Origin of the sequence: Pseudomonas sp. PDM27 (genome assembly GCF_019219205.1) — a bacterium.
GTDB classification, from domain to species: Bacteria; Pseudomonadota; Gammaproteobacteria; order Pseudomonadales; family Pseudomonadaceae; genus Aquipseudomonas; species Aquipseudomonas laurylsulfatiphila.
In genome coordinates this window covers 304866-322146 of record NZ_JAHUWF010000004.1, presented here as the reverse complement: position 1 = coordinate 322146, position 17281 = coordinate 304866, and the positions used below count along the sequence as shown (strand labels likewise).

13 protein-coding genes are annotated in these 17281 nt (G+C 62.5%); 1 reads left to right on the top strand and 12 read right to left on the bottom strand.

Annotation, left to right across the window (positions count from 1 at the left end; genetic code table 11):
- Window positions 1-26: 26 nt before the first annotated feature.
- The 8 genes from KW838_RS11635 to KW838_RS11600 form a co-directional block, all read right to left on the bottom strand.
- Window positions 27-368, bottom strand: coding sequence for a potassium channel family protein (locus tag KW838_RS11635; protein WP_218501142.1), 342 nt, complete (start codon window positions 366-368; stop codon window positions 27-29).
- 288 nt (window positions 369-656) lie between these two features.
- Window positions 657-2300, bottom strand: coding sequence for a fatty acid--CoA ligase (locus tag KW838_RS11630; RefSeq protein WP_218501141.1), 1644 nt, complete (start codon window positions 2298-2300; stop codon window positions 657-659).
- Between the two features lie 23 nt (window positions 2301-2323).
- On the bottom strand, window positions 2324-4102 hold the full coding sequence (locus KW838_RS11625; RefSeq protein WP_218501140.1) for an acyl-CoA dehydrogenase C-terminal domain-containing protein: 1779 nt from the start codon (window positions 4100-4102) through the stop codon (window positions 2324-2326).
- A gap of 6 nt (window positions 4103-4108) precedes the next feature.
- A complete protein-coding gene (locus KW838_RS11620) occupies window positions 4109-6628 on the bottom strand; it encodes an RND family transporter (protein ID WP_218501139.1) in 2520 nt (839 codons plus the stop codon).
- A 16-nt stretch (window positions 6629-6644) separates the two neighbouring features.
- Window positions 6645-7736: a YCF48-related protein gene (locus KW838_RS11615; protein WP_218501138.1), complete on the bottom strand. Its 1092-nt coding sequence runs from the start codon at window positions 7734-7736 to the stop codon at window positions 6645-6647.
- Between the two features lie 203 nt (window positions 7737-7939).
- Window positions 7940-9298 (bottom strand): DUF1329 domain-containing protein, encoded by a 1359-nt coding sequence (locus tag KW838_RS11610; protein ID WP_102702188.1) that lies wholly within the window; start codon window positions 9296-9298, stop codon window positions 7940-7942.
- 41 nt (window positions 9299-9339) lie between these two features.
- On the bottom strand, window positions 9340-11343 hold the full coding sequence (locus KW838_RS11605) for a DUF1302 domain-containing protein (protein ID WP_218501137.1): 2004 nt from the start codon (window positions 11341-11343) through the stop codon (window positions 9340-9342).
- A gap of 123 nt (window positions 11344-11466) precedes the next feature.
- Window positions 11467-12033, bottom strand: a complete 567-nt coding sequence (locus KW838_RS11600; protein WP_218501136.1) for an alpha/beta hydrolase — start codon at window positions 12031-12033, stop codon at window positions 11467-11469.
- A 354-nt stretch (window positions 12034-12387) separates the two neighbouring features.
- On the opposite strand from KW838_RS11600, the gene KW838_RS11595 reads away from it, so the two are divergent.
- The gene (locus KW838_RS11595) at window positions 12388-13422 is read left to right on the top strand and encodes an AraC family transcriptional regulator (protein WP_102702185.1); all 1035 of its coding nucleotides are present in this window, start codon (window positions 12388-12390) and stop codon (window positions 13420-13422) included.
- Window positions 13423-13955: 533 nt separating this feature from the next.
- On the opposite strand, the gene KW838_RS11590 is transcribed toward KW838_RS11595, so the two are convergent.
- Genes KW838_RS11590 through KW838_RS11575 form a run of 4 tightly spaced genes read right to left on the bottom strand, consistent with a single transcriptional unit; the run spans window position 13956 to window position 17276 of the window.
- Window positions 13956-14966: a YeiH family protein gene (locus KW838_RS11590; RefSeq protein WP_218501135.1), complete on the bottom strand. Its 1011-nt coding sequence runs from the start codon at window positions 14964-14966 to the stop codon at window positions 13956-13958.
- Entirely contained in the window at window positions 14963-15289 is a 327-nt protein-coding gene (locus KW838_RS11585; protein ID WP_015093598.1) for a Rieske 2Fe-2S domain-containing protein, read from the bottom strand. Before KW838_RS11585 ends, KW838_RS11590 begins: the two co-directional genes overlap by 4 nt.
- A complete protein-coding gene (locus tag KW838_RS11580) occupies window positions 15286-15948 on the bottom strand; it encodes a DsbA family protein (protein ID WP_102701057.1) in 663 nt (220 codons plus the stop codon). Before KW838_RS11580 ends, KW838_RS11585 begins: the two co-directional genes overlap by 4 nt.
- Window positions 15945-17276, bottom strand: a complete 1332-nt coding sequence (locus KW838_RS11575; protein WP_102701058.1) for an MFS transporter — start codon at window positions 17274-17276, stop codon at window positions 15945-15947. Before KW838_RS11575 ends, KW838_RS11580 begins: the two co-directional genes overlap by 4 nt.
- Window positions 17277-17281: the final 5 nt, after the last annotated feature.

The following is a 17281-nucleotide window of genomic DNA, read 5'->3' as shown; positions in this document are numbered from 1 at the left end:
GACGACCATCGCGAGCAAGCTCGCTCCTACACATCCTTCCGTGACGCTGTCACCGTCACTTCAATCGCCCGGACACTGATCGCCGCAAACGTCGCCGTCATCAGTACCCCATTGAAACCCAGCAGGATCGCCAGCACCCGTGACACGCCCAGTTTGGGTACCAGTTCTCCGTAGCCGATGGTCAGGCCGGTCACGAAGGCGAAGTAGACGCCGTCATACGGGCTCCACCCTTCCAGGTGGGCGATGATGAGGCCGAACGCAATGATCACCAGCAGCAGTATCGAGAAGATCGGCCACACCACTTTGAAGTAGAACCAGACGGCCTTGTAGAACTCGTGGCGGACGTTTGATGCTCGGGTGAGGTTCATGTCGTGGGCTTCCTGGGGTTTGACTGATGCACAGCGGTTCAATACCCCGTTCAGCTTGGCACAAGCGCTGAAAACTGCGACCAACGGGGCATCATCTCTAGCCAGGACTATGACAAAGATGACGCCCTCTGGACTATCCAAAAACCGCCCGGCGCCGGTGGATTCCTGTAGGAGCGAGCTCGCTCGCGATGGTCGTTAACGATTACGCGGGCTTCCTGGTTAAACGCAGCGCTCTCCAGTCCATCGCGAGCAAGCTCGCTCCCACAACAACAGTGCCAGGTTTATCCCTCAGTTCGCTTCGCTTTCCCGGATCAGCTTCTTGTTGATCTTGCCGACGCTGGTCTTGGGGATTTCGGCGACGAACTTGAACTGCTTGGGGATCGCCCATTTGTTGATGCGGCCGCCGTCGACGAAGGCCTGCAGGTGCGTCTCGAGGATCTTGCGGTCGAGGTATTGCCCCGGCTCGCACACCACCATGGCCATGGGCCGTTCGCCCCACTGCTCATCGACGATGCCCACCACCGCGACGGACATGACGCCCGGGTGTTCGCTGATCAGGCTTTCCAGTTCCAGGGAGCTGATCCACTCGCCGCCGGTCTTGATCACGTCCTTGATGCGGTCCTTGATTTCCACGCCGCCCTGTTTGTCGATCGAGGCCATGTCGCCGGTGTGCAGCCAGCCGTTGTGCCACAGCTCCGCGCCTTTGTCCGGGGCCTTCAGATAGCCCTGGGTCAGCCACGGCGCGCGCACCACGATCTCGCCCAGGGACTCGCCGTCATGGGCCACGTCGTTGCCCTCGGCGTCGATGATCTTCAGGTCGACCAGCGGCACCGGTGTGCCGGTCTTGATGCGGATCGGCAACTGGGCTTCGGCGGATAGCTGAAGGTCTTCGTCGCGCAGGTAGGTCAGGCACAACAACGGGCAGGTTTCCGACATGCCGTAGCCGGCGTGCACCACCATGCCTTTGGCGCTGGCTTCACTGGCGATGCCAAGCGTCAGCGCACTGCCGCCGAGGAGCATTTTCCAGCCGTCGAAACGGGTCGCCTTGCCTTCCTCGCAGTTGAGGATCATCTGCAGGATGGTCGGCACGCAGTGGGAGAAGGTCACCTTCTCTTCGCGGTACAGCTTGACCAGGCTGTTGGGTTCGTAGCGGCCAGGGTAGACCTGCTTGATGCCCATCAGGGTCGCGACATACGGCACGCCCCACGCATGTACGTGGAACATCGGCGTGATCGGCATGTACACATCGTCGGAACGCAGCAGCGGCTGGCCCTGATAGACGCCCAGGGTGCCGACGGCATTCAGGGTGTGCAGCACCAGTTGCCGGTGGCTGAAGTACACGCCTTTCGGGTCGCCGGTGGTGCCGGTGGTGTAGAACAGCGTGGCGACCGAGTTCTCGTCGAAATCGGGGAAGTCGTACTGGTCCGGGGCCAGGGACAGCAACTGCTCGTACTCACCGAGCACCGGCAGCGAGGTCGCGGTCGCCTCGTCATCGGTGAGCTGCAGGTAGCCTTTTACCGTTTCCAGCCGCCCGTGGATCTGTTCGACCAGGGGCAGGAAGTCGTCATGCACCAGCACCAGGTCATCCTCGGCGTGGTTCATGGTGAACAGCACCTGCTCCGGCGACAGGCGAATGTTCACCGTGTGCAGCACCGCGCCGATCATCGGAACGGCGAAGAAGCATTCCAGGTAGCGGTGGCTGTCCCAGTCAAGCAGGGCCACGGTGTCACCGGCCTTGACCCCGGCCGCCGTCAGCGCATTGGCCAGGCGCCGAATGCGCTGGTTCAGCGTCTGGTAGCTGTAGCGCAGTTTGTCGGCGTAGACGATTTCCCGGCCCGGCTCGTAACGCACGCCGGACAGCAGCAATTGCTTGATCAGCAAGGGATAGGCATAAGCGCCGTCGGCAGGCGGAATTATTTTTGTTTTCAGCATGGTTGGAGTTCCTTGTCCTTCGATCAGAACTGATCGGCTTTCAGCTCGTAGAGGCAGTCACTACCGGCCTTGACCGATGCGCTCAACGAGTGGATACGCGGCAGCAACCGGGCGAAGTAGAAACGCGCGGTGGCCAGTTTGCTGGTGTAGAAGTCGTCTTCGGCATCCCCGCTGATGACGGCCTTGGCCATGCGCGCCCACATGTAGGCGTAGGCGGTGTAGCCAAACACGTGCAGGTACTCGACCGAGGCCGCGCCGATTTCATTCGGGTTGCCCTGGGCCCGGTCCAGCAGCCACGCGGTCAGCTCGTCGAGGGTGTCCACGGCAGCATTCAGCGGCTTGGTGAACTCGTCGAGCTCCGCAGCGGCGTTAGCGGTAAAGTTGCGGATCTCCGAGGCGAACAAGCGGTAGAGCGCCCCGCCGCTGCCGACGATCTTGCGCCCGGCCAGGTCCAGGGACTGGATGCCGTTGGTGCCTTCGTAGATCTGGGTGATGCGCACGTCGCGCACCAGTTGCTCCTGGCCCCACTCGCGGATGTAGCCGTGGCCGCCGAAGACCATCTGACCGTGCAAGGTGGTTTCCAGGCCCATGTCGGTCAGGAATGCCTTGGCCACCGGGGTCAGCAGTGCCACCAACTCCTGCGCGCGATTGCGCGTGACTTCGTCTTCGCTGTACCTGGCCGTGTCCAGTTGCAACGCGACGTAGCTGGAGAACGCACGGCCGCCTTCGTTCAAGGCTTTCATGGTCAACAGCATGCGGCGCACGTCCGGGTGCACGATGATCGGGTCGGCGGCCTTGTCCTTGTTCTGCGCACCGGTCGGCGCACGGCTTTGCAGACGGTCGCGGGCGTAGGCGACGGCGTTCTGGTAGGAACGCTCGCCCTGGGCCAGGCCCTGGATGCCCACACCCAGACGCTCGTAGTTCATCATGGTGAACATCGCCGCCAGGCCTTTGTTCGGCGCGTCGACGATCCAGCCGGTGGCGCCATCGAAGTTCATCACGCAGGTGGCGGAGGCCTTGATGCCCATCTTGTGTTCGATGGAGCCACACGACAGCGTATTGTTTTCACCCAGCGAACCGTCGGCGTTGACCAGCACCTTGGGCACCAGGAACAGCGAGATGCCCTTCGGCCCCGCCGGTGCATCCGGCAGGCGCGCCAGTACCAGATGGATGATGTTCTCGGTCAGGTCGTGGTCGCCGCCGGTGATGAAGATCTTGCTGCCGCTGACCTTGTAACTGCCATCGGCCTGGGGTTCGGCCTTGGTGCGAATCAGGCCCAGGTCGGTGCCGGCATGGGCTTCGGTCAGGCACATCGAACCGGTCCAGGTGCCGGCGTACATGTTTGGCAGATAGCGTTGCTTGAGCTCTTCGCTGGCGTGGGCCTTGATCGACAGGCAGGCACCGGCGGTCAGCATCGGGTACAGGCCGAACGACAGGCTGGCCGAGTTGACCATCTCTTCGACCTGCGCCGAAATCGCCTTGGGCATGCCCATGCCGCCGTACTGCGGATCACCGCCGACACCGACCCAACCGCCCTCGGCGAAGGCTTGATAGGCCCCGGCAAAACCCTCTGGCGCGGTGACCGAACCATTGCTCCAGGTACAGCCCTGTTCGTCAGTGGCGCGGTTCAAGGGTGCGATGACTTCGCCAGTGATCTTGCCGGCCTCTTCGAGGATGGCAGCGGCGGTTTCTTCATCGATCACGTCAGCCAGGCCGGGCAAACTGGCCCAGAGCCGGGACACCTGGAAAACCTCGTTGAGTACGAAGCGCATGTCGCGCAGGGGAGCTTTGTATTCAGACATCTTGGCTTACTCGGAAGTGGTCAGGGCATGGGGCATGCCCGGACGTTCAGTGGATTCAGTGTTCTCGGCGGCGGTAGCGGAACCCGGCTGAGGGGCCCGTTCGCGCAGCAGGAAATACGACAGGGCCGGAATCAGGATCAGCGCACCGAGCATGTTCCACAGGAACATGAAGGTCAGCAGGATGCCCATGTCGGCCTGGAACTTGATCGGCGACCAGACCCAGCACACCACGCCGGCGGCGAGGGTGATACCCACCAGCCCGACCACCCGGCCGGTAAAGGACACGGCGTTGCGGTAGGCCTGGGACAACGGCAAGCCCTGGCGCTGGAAGTGCAGTTGCACGCTGAGCAGGTACAGGGCGTAGTCCACGCCGATGCCGACGCCGAGGGCGATCACTGGCAAGGTCGCGACTTTCACGCCGATGCCCATGGCCACCATCAGGGCCTCACAGAGGATCGAGGTCAGCACCAGGGGCAACAGCGCCACCAGCGTGGCCCGCCAGCTGCGGAAGGTGATCAGGCAGAACAGCGTCACCGCCGCGTACACGTACAGCAGCATGGTGTGATTGGCTTCGCGCACCACGATGTTGGTCGCGGCCTCGATCCCGGCGCTGCCGGCGGCGAGCAGGAACTGGCGATCCTCCGTGCTGTTTTCCTTGGCGAACTTATCGGCAATCGCCACCACGGCATCCAGGGTCTCGGCCTTGTGATCCTTGAGGAAAGCGATCACCGGCATCAGCGAGCACTCGGTGTTGAACAGCTCCGGGGAGTTGACCGAAGCTTGCTGCGCGGCGTAGTTGAGCACGTCCTGGTTGCGCTGGATGCTGTTGAGCTTGGGGTTGCCTTCGTAGGTGCCGGCGGTGATCTGCCGTACCGCGTTGACCAGCGAAGCCGTGGCCTGAACGCCCGGATACTGTTGCAGTTCCCAGGCCAGGCGGTCGGCGAGCACCAGGGTCTTGTAGTTCAGGCAGCCTTCCGGCGCGGTCTTGATCATCACCGCGAACAGGTCGCTGGACAGCGCGTAATGCTGGGTGATGTAGGCGTTGTCACGGTTGTAGCGAGAGTCGGCGCGCAACTCCGGCGCACCGCTTTCCAGGTCGCCGATCTTCAGGTTGAGGCTGACCACGTAACCGCCAATGCCCATCAGCACCGCGACCAGCACAGCGCCTGTGGCCCACTTGGCGGTGGTGAAGCGATCGAGCGCGTCCCACAACCGGCCGAAGCCTTTGTGCTTTTCGGCGCGGGTGTCGATTTTCAACGCGCGCTCGGCGGCCTTGGCGCCAACTCCGACGTAAGACAGTGCCACCGGCATCAGCAACAGCGAAGTGAAGATCAGCACCGCGACACCGATGCTGGCGGTGATCGCCAGGTCCTGGATCACCGGGATGTCGATCAGCATCAGCACCGCAAAGCCCACGGCATCAGCCAGCAATGCGGTGACGCCGGCGATGAACAGACGGCGGAAGGTGTAGCGCGCGGCGATCAGCTTGTGGGTGCCACGGGCGATGTCCTGCATGATGCCGTTCATCTTCTGCGCGGCGTGGGACACGCCGATGGCGAAGATCAAAAACGGCACCAGCACCGAATACGGATCGATGGCGTAGCCGAGCCAGGCGACGATGCCCAGCTGCCAGACCACCGCGACCAGCGAGCAGCCGACCACCAGCAAGGTGCTGCGCACGCAACGGGTGTAGGCGTAGATGATGGCCAGTGAAGTGACGACCGCCAGACCGAAGAACATCATCACCTGGATCAGGCCGTCGATCAGGTCGCCCATGAGTTTGGCGAAGCCGATCACCCGCACCTTGTAATGGCCGGTGCCTTCTACCCCGGACTTACGCGCAGCGCTGTCGCCGGCGTATTCGATCTTGTCGCGCAACTGCTCTTCGAGCATCTGCGAGAACGCGTGGTAGTTGATGCGCTGGCCACCGGCGGCGGCTTTGTCCAGCAGCGGCACGACCAGCATGGTCGACTTGAAGTCGCTGGCCACCAGGCTGCCGACAATGCCGGCGCGGGAAATGTTCTGGCGCAGCTGTTCGATCTGCTCAGGCTGCCCTGAATAGGTGTCGGGCATCACCGGGCCACCCTGGAAACCGTCCTCGGTGACTTCGGTCCAGCGCACTGCCGGACTCCACAGCGACTTCATCCAGGCGCGGTCGACGCCTTCGGTGAGGAACAGTTGGTCGTTGACCTGCTTGAGTACGTCGAGGTATTCGGGATCGAAAATATCGCCCTGGGTGTTCTCCACCACCACCCGCACCGAGTTGCCCAACCCGCGCAGCGAAGCGCGGTTTTCCAGGAAGTTCTGGATGTACGGCTGGCTCTGCGGAATCATCTTTTCGAAGCTGGGACGCAGCTCCAGGCGTGTCGCCGCCATGTAGCCGAGCACCACGGTGGCCAGGGCCATCAGCAGCATGAACAGCGGACGGAAGTTGAACACCAGGCGTTCCAGGCGGTTGCCGGAGCGGTGGTCGAAATCACGCAGATCGCGGATCACCGGCATGGCGTCTTGTTTGATGTTGCCCATGTCTGGGTTCTCGCTCTTAGGGTTCGAGGGCTGGATCGGCGGACAGCGTCCGGGCACCACGGCTTCCCGCCAGCACCAGGGCGCCGTCGGTGGACTGGGCAGCGCCGGCGACCGGCGTCGGTGCCGGTTGCCGCACCAGATGCATCTGCGCGCCCGTCCCCTGGCTGACCAGCATCTGCCCGCCCTGGGTGAACAAGCGATAATTGCCACGGGCATCGATCAGGCCCGCGGTGATGCTGACGCGCAGGCCGCTATCCAGCGCAGTCCAGCTCTGACCGCCATCGGTGCTGCGCAGCACGTTGCCGCGCAGGCCGTAGACCAGCACTTCGCCGGGCTTGCCGAGCACGCCGAAGAAGCTGCCCTGATACGGCGTCGGCACGGCATTGAAGCGTTGGGCGCTGTCGTCCCACTTGAGCAACAGGCCTTGCTCGCCGGCGATGTACAACGCATCGCCAGTGGAGGCGATGGCGTTGAGGTGAAAGCCCTGCGGGTTGTCGGTGCGGTCCTGGTATGGCGTCCAGGTCTGGCCGCCGTCGTCGGTGCGCAGGATCAGGTTGAACACGCCGACCACATAGCCGGTTTTTTCGTTGGCGAACCAGACGTCGAGCAGCGGTTTGTCCGCGCCCTGATCGACTAGTCGTTGGCCTTCCATAGCCAACTGGGGCCATTGCTCGTTGCCCGGCTCGGCCTTGGCCAGCGCCGAGTAATGTTTGATCAGCAATTCGCCGATCTGGCGACCGTCGAGTTGCTTCTTCCAGGTCGCGCCGGCGTCGCTGCTGTGCAGCACTACACCGTCGTTACCGACCGCCCAGCCCTGGGCTGGCGTTGAAAAATTCACGGCGGTGAGATCGGCGCTGACCGGCACGGCGGCCTGCTGCCAATGCTGACCGGCGTCATCGGAAAACAGAATATGGCCACGCTGGCCGACGGTAATCACGCGCCCGCCGGCGCGCGTCATGCCGGACAACGGGCTGTTGATCGCCAAGGCACTGGCCCTGGCGGGCAGGTCCAGTACATCGACGTATTCGGCTGCCTGGGCGATGCCCTGCGACAGGCCGAGCACAACACCGAACGCCAAACGCACAATATTATTTTTATACGAACACATGCTGCGTCCTCTTCGGAAAACCGCGTCGAGGCACACTTGCGTGTGCCTGACGGTAAAACCTCACGCCGTGCAGGTCATGTGGGAGCGAGCCTGCTCGCGATGGTCGTGAACGATGACGCGTGCTGTCTGGATGCCCGCGTCGCCCTCTGGTCCATCGTCGGAACGCCGCCCGGAGCAGGCTCGCTCCCACAGTGGATCGTGGCTTAGCGAATGCCGGCGCCTGCCAGGGATTCCGAAGACCACTGGGCCTTGGAGAGCGGCTCGATGTACTTGATGCCGCCGTAAGGACCGACCACACCGTTGATGTTGTACGAACCACCCACCAGGTCGTAGATCATGAAGGGCGTCGAGTCCGGAACCTGCTTGTCATAGCTCTGGCTCAGGAAGGCGAAGGAACCACGATAGAGCTGACCACGGGCGTCATATTGATCCGAGGCCAAAGCGGTCCAGCTGTCTTCGTCGAGGTAGAAGCGGCGCTTGGCGTAGATGTGACGGGCACCGGCCTTGAGGTTGCCTTCGACGACCCACACGCGGTGTTTTTCCCAGCGCACGAAGTCAGGCGACAGGTGATTGGCGGTGGTCAGCGACTTCGGATCCTGGACATAGGTCAGCTTGTAGGTGTTGTAGGGCACGATCATTTCCTGCTTGCCCACCAGCTTCCAGTCGTAGCGGTCCAGCGCACCGTTGAACACGAACACGTCGTCGTAGGTGCCCGCACCGGCGGTACCCGGGTTAGGCGTGTCGTAGGCCAGGCTTGGCGCCAGTTTCACTCGACGCTGACCCGGCAAGTACTGCCAGGCACGACGTGGCTGTTGCAACGGGTTGGCGGCGTCCTTGAGCATGATCGCCTCGCCGGCACGGCGCGCAGGGCCGGTGTACGCCAGCTTCATCTGGTAGTACACGTCGGCGCTGCTGATCGGCTGCGAGAGGTTTTCATAGATCGGGTAGGAGATGTTCGCCTGCCCGGTGGTCGCCAGGCTCGGCACACCGGCGGAGTCGACGTTCCAGGAGTCGTACTTGGAGCTGATGCTGACGCCCTGGTAGCGCAACAGGAAGTTCCACATCGCTTCGTTGCCCGACTGCGGAATCGGAAACGGAATGCCCGGCAGCACGTTGTCGATGGCCAGGCCACCTTCCAGGGACTTGGCGCCGCTGGCGTTCTTCACGCCGTTGTCCAGAATCGCTTGAGGCAGCGAAACGGTGCGGTGCGTCGGGAACACGTCGACACGGAACGTCGGGAAACGCTTGGCCAGTTCTACCGTGGTTGCCGTGAGCATGCCCTTGTATTGATCGACGTTCTTGCCGTCGATCACCACCAGCGGCTTTTCACTGGCAAACGGATCCGGGCGCATGCTGTCGCCGGCTTTGAAGCTGGCCGGCGCGGTGGTCAGGCCACCGTTGTAGGCGGGGATGGAGCCATCGGCGTTCCCGGCTTTTTCGGCGCCCACCAGCGTCAGGCTGGTGCCCAGTTTGGCGGCTTCCTGGGCTGAAACAGCGGCCTGTGCCTGGGCGGCGAAGACCATGGCCAGCGAAGCGGCCAACACGGTTTGTACAAATTTCATCTTGTTATTCTCCTGCTTGCATTGAGCAAATCAGTGGTGAATCAGAATGTTGTTTTCATCGTCAGGTACAGGGCGCCACGGTCCTCGGTCGTGGCACCACCGCCGGAGAAGGACGAGTAGCCGCCGGCGTAGCAGGCGTAGTTTTCGTTGCCGCTGAAGGCGTTCGGGGTGGAGCCGTCGCCGCCGTTCGGGCCGGTGCTCACACCGCTGACGTTGCACTTGTCGGTCTGGCCGAAGGAGTCCACGTACTTCAGGTCGACAAAGTATTTGTTGTACACAATGGCGCCCACGCCCACGGCATAGTTGCCGGTGTCCTTGGCCCCGCCACCGGAGACCGGCGACACGCCGTCGAGACCGACGTTGACGGACATTGGTGCGTTGAGATCGACACCCGGGAACACCTGGTACCAGGTCGGTGTGAAGTTGACTGCCAGGCCCCAGTTGTCACGGGTCGGCGCGTCGATGCCGCGATAGCTGTCCTTGCCCTTGTAGAGCGCTTCGTTCTTGCTATCGAGCTTGAGCAGGTTGCTGTAGTACAGCTCGGCCAGCACGGTGGCCTGATCGAACACCGGGGTTTTCGGCAGGGTCATCAGACCGTTGAGTGTCCAGTGCAGGGTGTCGCCTGTGGCGCTCATGCTGTCGCCACGGCTCGGGGTGTCGTAGATCACACCGGTGGCATCCGTACGTGCAGGCAGCAGACCCAGACCTTGACCCAGGCCCAGCGGGCTGCGGGTACTGACGATCGCCGGGATACTGGCCAGCGGCATGTTGTGGCGAACGTTCAGGTCCGAACCGACGCTGATCCCGCCGACATCCTTGGACAGACTCAGGCCAAGGATCTTGATGTTGTCGGCATAGGCCAGTTGATAGGTGGCGGTGTCCAGCGAATTGAGAGTGTTGATCACCGCAGGCACTTGCCCCGCCGGACGGGTGCCGTTCGGGTTGGCCGAGGTAATGCCCCTGGCGTCCAGATAGGCTTGCGGCAGGATTTCCGAGGTTTCGCGGTAGTAAACGCCGAGGGTGCCATCCAGCCACGCCGGCGACCACTTGGCCATGACGCCCCAGTCGCCGCTGTCATGCGGTGTCAGGTCCTTGCCGCGACGCACATTGGTCAAGGCGTTGCACGGCGCCAGGCCACAACCCAGCGGGCTGCCCGGTACCACGGCGTTGGTGTTGCCCAACAGGAACGATTGCGCGCCGAAGCCGACCAGGTCGGAACCGCCGTAATAGGTGCCCGCTTCCGGCAGGCGCGCGGCATCCCAATTGAGGAAATACTGGGCACCCACGGTCAGCTCGGGATTGACGGTGAACGTCATCGACAGCTGGTTACGCGGAACGAACAGTTCCTTGGCCTCGGTACCCGGCGACGCGGCAAGCTTGGCCAGGTCGAGGCCGGACTGGCCATAGCTGACCGAGTGCACCGGGTTGAGAATGGTCTCGCCCCAGAACACGTTGTGCTGGCCGGCCTTGGCGCTGAACATCGACTCCTCGCCCACTTCGGTGCTGTAGAACACGAAGGCATCGAGGATTTCGCCCGAAGGACCGCTGTAGTAGCGCTGGGCATAGTTACTCAGGTGCGGGCTGCCGTTGCCGACGTTGTCACGGGTGACCCCGGCCAGGCGCGGGTCGTTGGCAATCAGGCCCGAACGCGCATCGTTGCCGTTGACGAACGGGTTGGAATTGGAGCCGGTGTTGTCATAGGCCTTGTCGTACCAGCTGGCGGCGCTGACACGAAAACCCATGGCGTTCTTGTAGACCACATCCATTTCGGTCAACAGGTCGATACGGTTGGTGATGTTGGTGCCGGCCTTGCGGAAGTTGTAGTCGCCGTCGTTGTTGTTCGGCGTTCCCAACATGCGTTTGTCGGCGCTTTCGGTGCGCACGCCGTAGTTGTACTTGATGGTGTTATCCACCCGTACGTTCCAGTCCGGATTCCCCGTCTCGATTTCGGCCCCATGGGCCACCGGTACGGTTGCCGCGAGAATGGCCGAGGCCAGCAAGGTGTAGCGTGGAGCGGTGAAGCCGTGACTCTTGTTGTTGTGCATTGCGTTGTCTCCGCCTTTTTGTATTTGTTTTTAGCGCAGCCGCCCTCACGCAAACCTCTTCGTGTTTGCGTTTAAGGAATGAGGGCAAATGCCGGTGGCGTACTGCCAGTCCAGCTCCTTGTACTAGCGGTCCAGCTCCAGGATGAGTGTTTCGGCTTGCGGCCAGTGGCCAAATCCTGCGGCCGGATTGAGGTGACCGACATCGCCCAGATTGAGCAATTCGGCGCCCCAGCCTTCTGCCATGCGGGTGACCGCAGGCAGCGTGGCAAGGTGATCGTTGGTGCTGCCGGCCACGATGCTGCGAAATGGCAGCGGGCCTTGTGGCAGAGGATTCCAGCCCTGGCTACGCAGGGTTTCGGAAGATGGATAGTTTGCCGGCCAGACCGCATCGAGGTCCGGTGGCGCGGCCAGCAAAGCGCCCTTGATCGGACGGCTGTAGTGCGCAGCCCAGTGCGCGACCATCAGTACGCCGGCACTGTGGGCCACCAGAATCACCGGCCCGTCGATCTGCTCGAGTTCGTGCTGGATGGCCCGCACGCGAGCCATGCAATCGAGCTTGTCGGTCTCCAGCGGCGGGACGCTACGCACGTTGCTCAGCCTGGCTTGCAGCAACGTTTGCCAATGTTCGGCCACGTGCTCGCGCAGACCTGGAACGATCAGAACGGTGGCGGCAGTTTGCAGTTTGTCCACGGTCAACACCTTCGCTTTCTCGATAACTCGACTGGCTGTTTTCGCCAGGGGCTTTTTGTAGGGTCGACATTAAATTGAGCCCACCCGAAGCGCTTTACATTGGACGTCAGGCACTTTTCTTTTGATGACAAATTGTCGGACACTCAGACGCGTGACCGCCGGTCTAAAAACCCCGCAGGTTGGCGCAGGGTCACTGTAATCAACGGATGAGCGCTGATGGCTCCCTGCAGCGTAGAAGATGGGTGAGCGCACAGCATGAAAACCATCAACGACATGACAACTGTTCAACTGTTGATACGCTGGATATAGTCGCCACGCTCACGCCAATCACCACCGGCACAGGGAAGCCCTCGCATGACCAAGCTTGTTCGCGCCGCCGTCTTGACCAACTACCTTGAGGTCACCCAGTACCTGGGCTTCAACCCGCGCGACGTGCTGGCCGCTGTCGGCCTGAGCAGGGCCCAACTGCAAGCCCCTGAACACCGCATCCAGATCGATGCCGCCGTGCGCCTGCTGGAAGACTCCGCCGCCGCCAGCGGTTGCCAGACCTTCGGCCTGAGCATGGCCGAGTCGCGCCAGCTCTCGGACTTCGGCGTGGTCAGCCTGCTGCTCAGCCACCAGCGCACCCTGCGCGATGCCTTGCAGGTCGTGGTGGATTACCGACACCTGATGAACGACTCGCTGGCCATCTTCATCGAAGAGGCCGGCAAGATGGTGATCATTCGCGAAGAGGTGGTCACCGAAACGCCCATGCCCAGCCGCCAGGCCACGGAGCTGGCCATCGGTGTGATGTTCAGGCTGTGCTCGGCCCTGCTGGGCTCACACTGGCATCCCTACAGCGTCAACTTCATGCACCAGGCACCGGACAACCTGCACCTGCACCGCCGGCTGTTTGGCTGCAAACTGGAGTTCGGCAGCGAGTTCAACGGCATCGTCTGCCCCGACATCAGCCTCGACATGACCAACCCCAACGCCGACCCGGCCATGGCCCGCTACGCCCAGAGCTACCTCGACTCGCTGCAGGGCCACGAAGGCACCTCGATGCTGTTCGAAGTACGAAAGGCGATCTACCTGCTGCTGCCCATGGGGCGCGCCACCATCGAACAGGTCGCCCAGAGCCAGGGCATGAACGTACGCACCCTGCAACGCCGCCTCAAGGACGACGGCTGCGCCTTCAACGACGTGATCAACGACGTGCGCCGAGACCTGGTGCTGCGTTACCTGGACAACCCGAACTACTCGTTGAGTCGGATTGCCGACATGCTTGGGTATTCGATGGCGAGTTCGTTTACGCGGTGGTTTATCAGCCAGTTCGGGATGCCGCCGGCTTCATGGCGTGCGCAAAAACAATCCACGGCAAAACCTGTCGCCGGCCCGAAAGAATCCTGAGTCGAGCACACAAAAAAGGCTCTTCATGTAGGAGCCAGCTTGCTGGCGATGGACTCCAGTACGCCGCGTTCATCCAGATCTCACGCGTTATCGTTAACGACCATCGCAGGCAAGCCAGCTCCCACAAGGGACCGCGCCCACGCTAAAACTGTAGGAGCCAGCCTGCTGGCGATGGACTCCAGTACGCCGCGTTCATCCAGATCTCACGCGATATCGTTAACGACCATCGCAGGCAAGCCAGCTCCCACAAACGACCGCGCCCACGCTAAAACTGTAGGAGCCAGCCTGCTGGCGATGGATTCCAGTACGCCGCGTTCATCCAGATCTCACGCGATATCGTTAACGACCATCGCTGGCAAGCCAGCGCCTACAAGGGACCGCGTCCTAGTCCAAACCGGTGAAAGCAAAAAAAACGGCGACTGCTGGTACAGTCGCCGCGAAAGACCGGTGTTTGTGACACCGGTCGAGAGCCCCACGGCATGAGGAGTCAACGCCGTGTGGCCCTGCCATAAAACCTGTGCGTGACGAGGCGTTCAGAGCCCCCAGCGCAGCAGCAACAACACCAGCACGACGAGGAACACCGTCTCCCCCACCATCAGCAGGATCGGCTTGACCCCGACCGCCGCCAGCTCGCGCAAGCGGGTCTTCATGCCCAGGGCACTGATGGAAATCACCAGGCACCAGCGCGACAGTTCGTTGACCGTGCCTTGCACCGCAGGCGCGATCCATCCAGTGCTGTTGATGCAGGCCAGGATCAGAAAGCCAACGGCGAACCATGGCAACAGCGGCGGGCGCTTGCCGGTCGGGTCGGCGCCCTGCATGCGGGTGATCATCGCGGCGGTGACGATCACCGGCAGCAGCATGGCAACGCGCATCAGCTTGACTACTGTGGCCGTGTCGCCGGTCTCGGTCGACATGCTGTAGCCGGCGCCGACCACCTGGGCCACGTCGTGGATCGTGGCGCCGAGGAACACGCCCGCCACCTGCGGCGACAACTGCAGCCAGTTGGCGATCATCGGGTAAACGATCATCGCCAGGGTCGACAGCGCCGAGACGCCGATCACAGTGAACAGTGTGGCCCGCTCTTTCTGCGGATGGTTCGGCAGCGCCGCTGCCAATGCCAGGGCCGCCGAGGCGCCGCATATGGCGGTCGCGCCACCGGTGAGCATGCCGAACAGGCGCTGGAAACCCAGGGCCTTGGCGGCAATCACAGACACGCCGATAGTCACTACCACCAGGATCACCACCAGCGCGATCGGCTTCCAGCCCAGCGCGGCCATTTGCTCCAGGGTGATGCGCATGCCCAGCAGCGCCACGCCAATGCGCAGCACCGTGCGGGCGGTGAACTCGATACCGGCCTTGCACGGACCGTCATCGGCGAGAAAATTCAGGGCCATGCCCAGCAGCAAGGCGAATAGCATGACCGGCGCACCGTAGTGCTCGGACAGGAACGACGCGGCGGCCGCCACGATCAGGCTGACGATAAACCCCGGTGCCAGTTCGCGCGTGCGACTGTGGATGCGGGTGAGAGCAATGGCGCTCATGGCGCGGCCTCCTCGGAAACGATGACGATAAACGCCTGGCCGTCGATGATCTCGACCGGGTAGTTGGTGACTTTGACTTGCCTGGAGTTGAGCAAGTAACCGCTGTGCAAATCGAAGCGCAGGCCATGGGCGCAGCATTGAATCACCCGGCCCTCAAGGCGCCCGCCACACAGCGAAGCGCCCTGATGCGGGCAGCTGTCGTCGATGGCAAACAGCTGCCCGTCGACGTTGAACAACGCCAGGCTTTTGTCCTCGAATTCGAACAGCGCCCGGCCACCGGCCTGCGGGTGTTTGCCGGCCGGCACGGGAATGCGCCGGGTCATGCGGGCTGCCGCTCGCGATCACTTTCCTTGAGGGCCTCGTTCATAGCCCCGAGCAGCGCCTGAGCAGGTTGTGCACCGATCACCGTCATGCGGTTGTCGAACTTGAAGCTCGGCACGCCACTGGTCGCGCCGGGAGATCCTTCGAACGGCGTGGCATCGCCCTTCAGGCAATCGAGCAGCCCGTGCGCATCAACGCCGCAGGAGCGGGCAATGGCCAGCAAGGTCTCGCGGCAACCGAGGTTTTCGCGTCTCAGGAAGTAAGCGGCGAACAGGCGTTCGAGCAACATTTCACGCTGACTGGCATTGCCCAGTTCGCTGACACGCTTGAACAAGCGATGGGCGTCAGCGGTGTTGGGCATCGTCTCGATACGGCTGAGGTCGATGGCCAGGCCAACCGCACTGGCCGCCTGCTGGACCTGCTTCTGGCGCATGGTCATGGCGTCGGCATTGCCCAGGCGCTTGCGATAGAAATCGGCGAAGGGTTCACCCTCTACCGGTATCTGAGGCAATAACTGCACGCCATGCCACACCGTGGTGATCTGCACATCCGGGTGACGACTGCGAAACTGCACCTGCGCATGCTCCAGTTGGCGTTTGCCGATCAGGCACCAGGGGCAGATAAAATCGAAAAACACATCAATACGTAAACGACGACTCACAACTTCACCTCTAAACCCGCTTCACCGACAGGGTCAGGCACGCTCTGACCCTGAAGCCGGGCAATATCTTTGTGGTAATGACACTTGGCATAAAAGAACACCGCCGCCGCCGCGAGGCTGACCAGTGGCACCAGTTGAAACGCGGCATGCAGACCGATGAGGTCGGACACCCGGCCGGTGATGAACGGTCCCGGTGCCAGCCCCAGCATGTTGTTGGCCAGGGTCAGCGTGGCGAACGCCGTACCGTGCACCGAGTAATGGGTCAGGTTGGCAACCATCGCACCGGCGGGGCCGGTGGTGCCGGTGGCAATCGCCATGCCCAGGCAGATCAGCAGCAGTTGCACTGGCCCTGCCGGCAAGGCAAACGCCGCCGACAACAGCAGGCAACTGCCCAGGCAGAAGCCGATGGCCAGGCTGACCTTGCGCTCCGGCGAGTTGCGACACAGGCGATCGCTGAGCATGCCGCACAGGATCATGCCCGCACCGCTGCACAACACGATGATCGCCGCCATGCCGCCGGCCTTGTCGGTGGGCATGTCGTAGTAGCGATTGAGGTAGCTGGGAATCCACACCATCACCGTGCCGCCGACGAACAACTGCAAGCCGCTGGCGATATAGGTCGACACCACCGAACGGCTGGACCACAGCGTGCGCAGCGGACGCTTGACCGCGGCAGCCGTCTTGTTCGCAATCTGCGCGGCACGTTGTGGCGCAATGCGCGCCTCCTTGACGATGAGCGGATAAATCAACGCCAGCACCAGGCCAAACAATGACATGCCGGCGAACGACCAGCGCCAGCCCAGCTTGGCGGCAATCGCACCACCCAACGCCATGCCCAACACCGAACCGAACATCCCGCCCGCCATGAAGGCACTGGCCAGGGTGGCCCGCATGTGTTTGGGGAACACCGAAATCACCACCGCGATGCCCACGCTGCCGTAGGCGGCTTCGCCGACACCGACCATGAACCGTGCGATGAACATCTGCTGGTAGTCCTGCGCCAACGCGCAACCCAGGGTCGCCACGCTCCACAGGAACGCCATCAGCGCCAGGCTCTTGACCCGGCCGAAGCGGTCGGCCATCAACGACAGGGGAAACGTCAGCAGGCCGACCATCAGGGCAACGATGCCGCTGAGCAGACCCAGCTGTCCGTCGCTCAACGCCCACTCAGTCTTGAGCAGGGGGAATACCGCGTTCAGTACCTGACGCGACATGTAATCGGAAATCAACAGGCCGAACGTCAAGGCAAAGACGATCCAGGCATATTGGCGCGCAATGCCGACTCCGCTGGAGTCGTCATCGTCAGCGGCTATTGGGTGAAAGGCCATGCAGC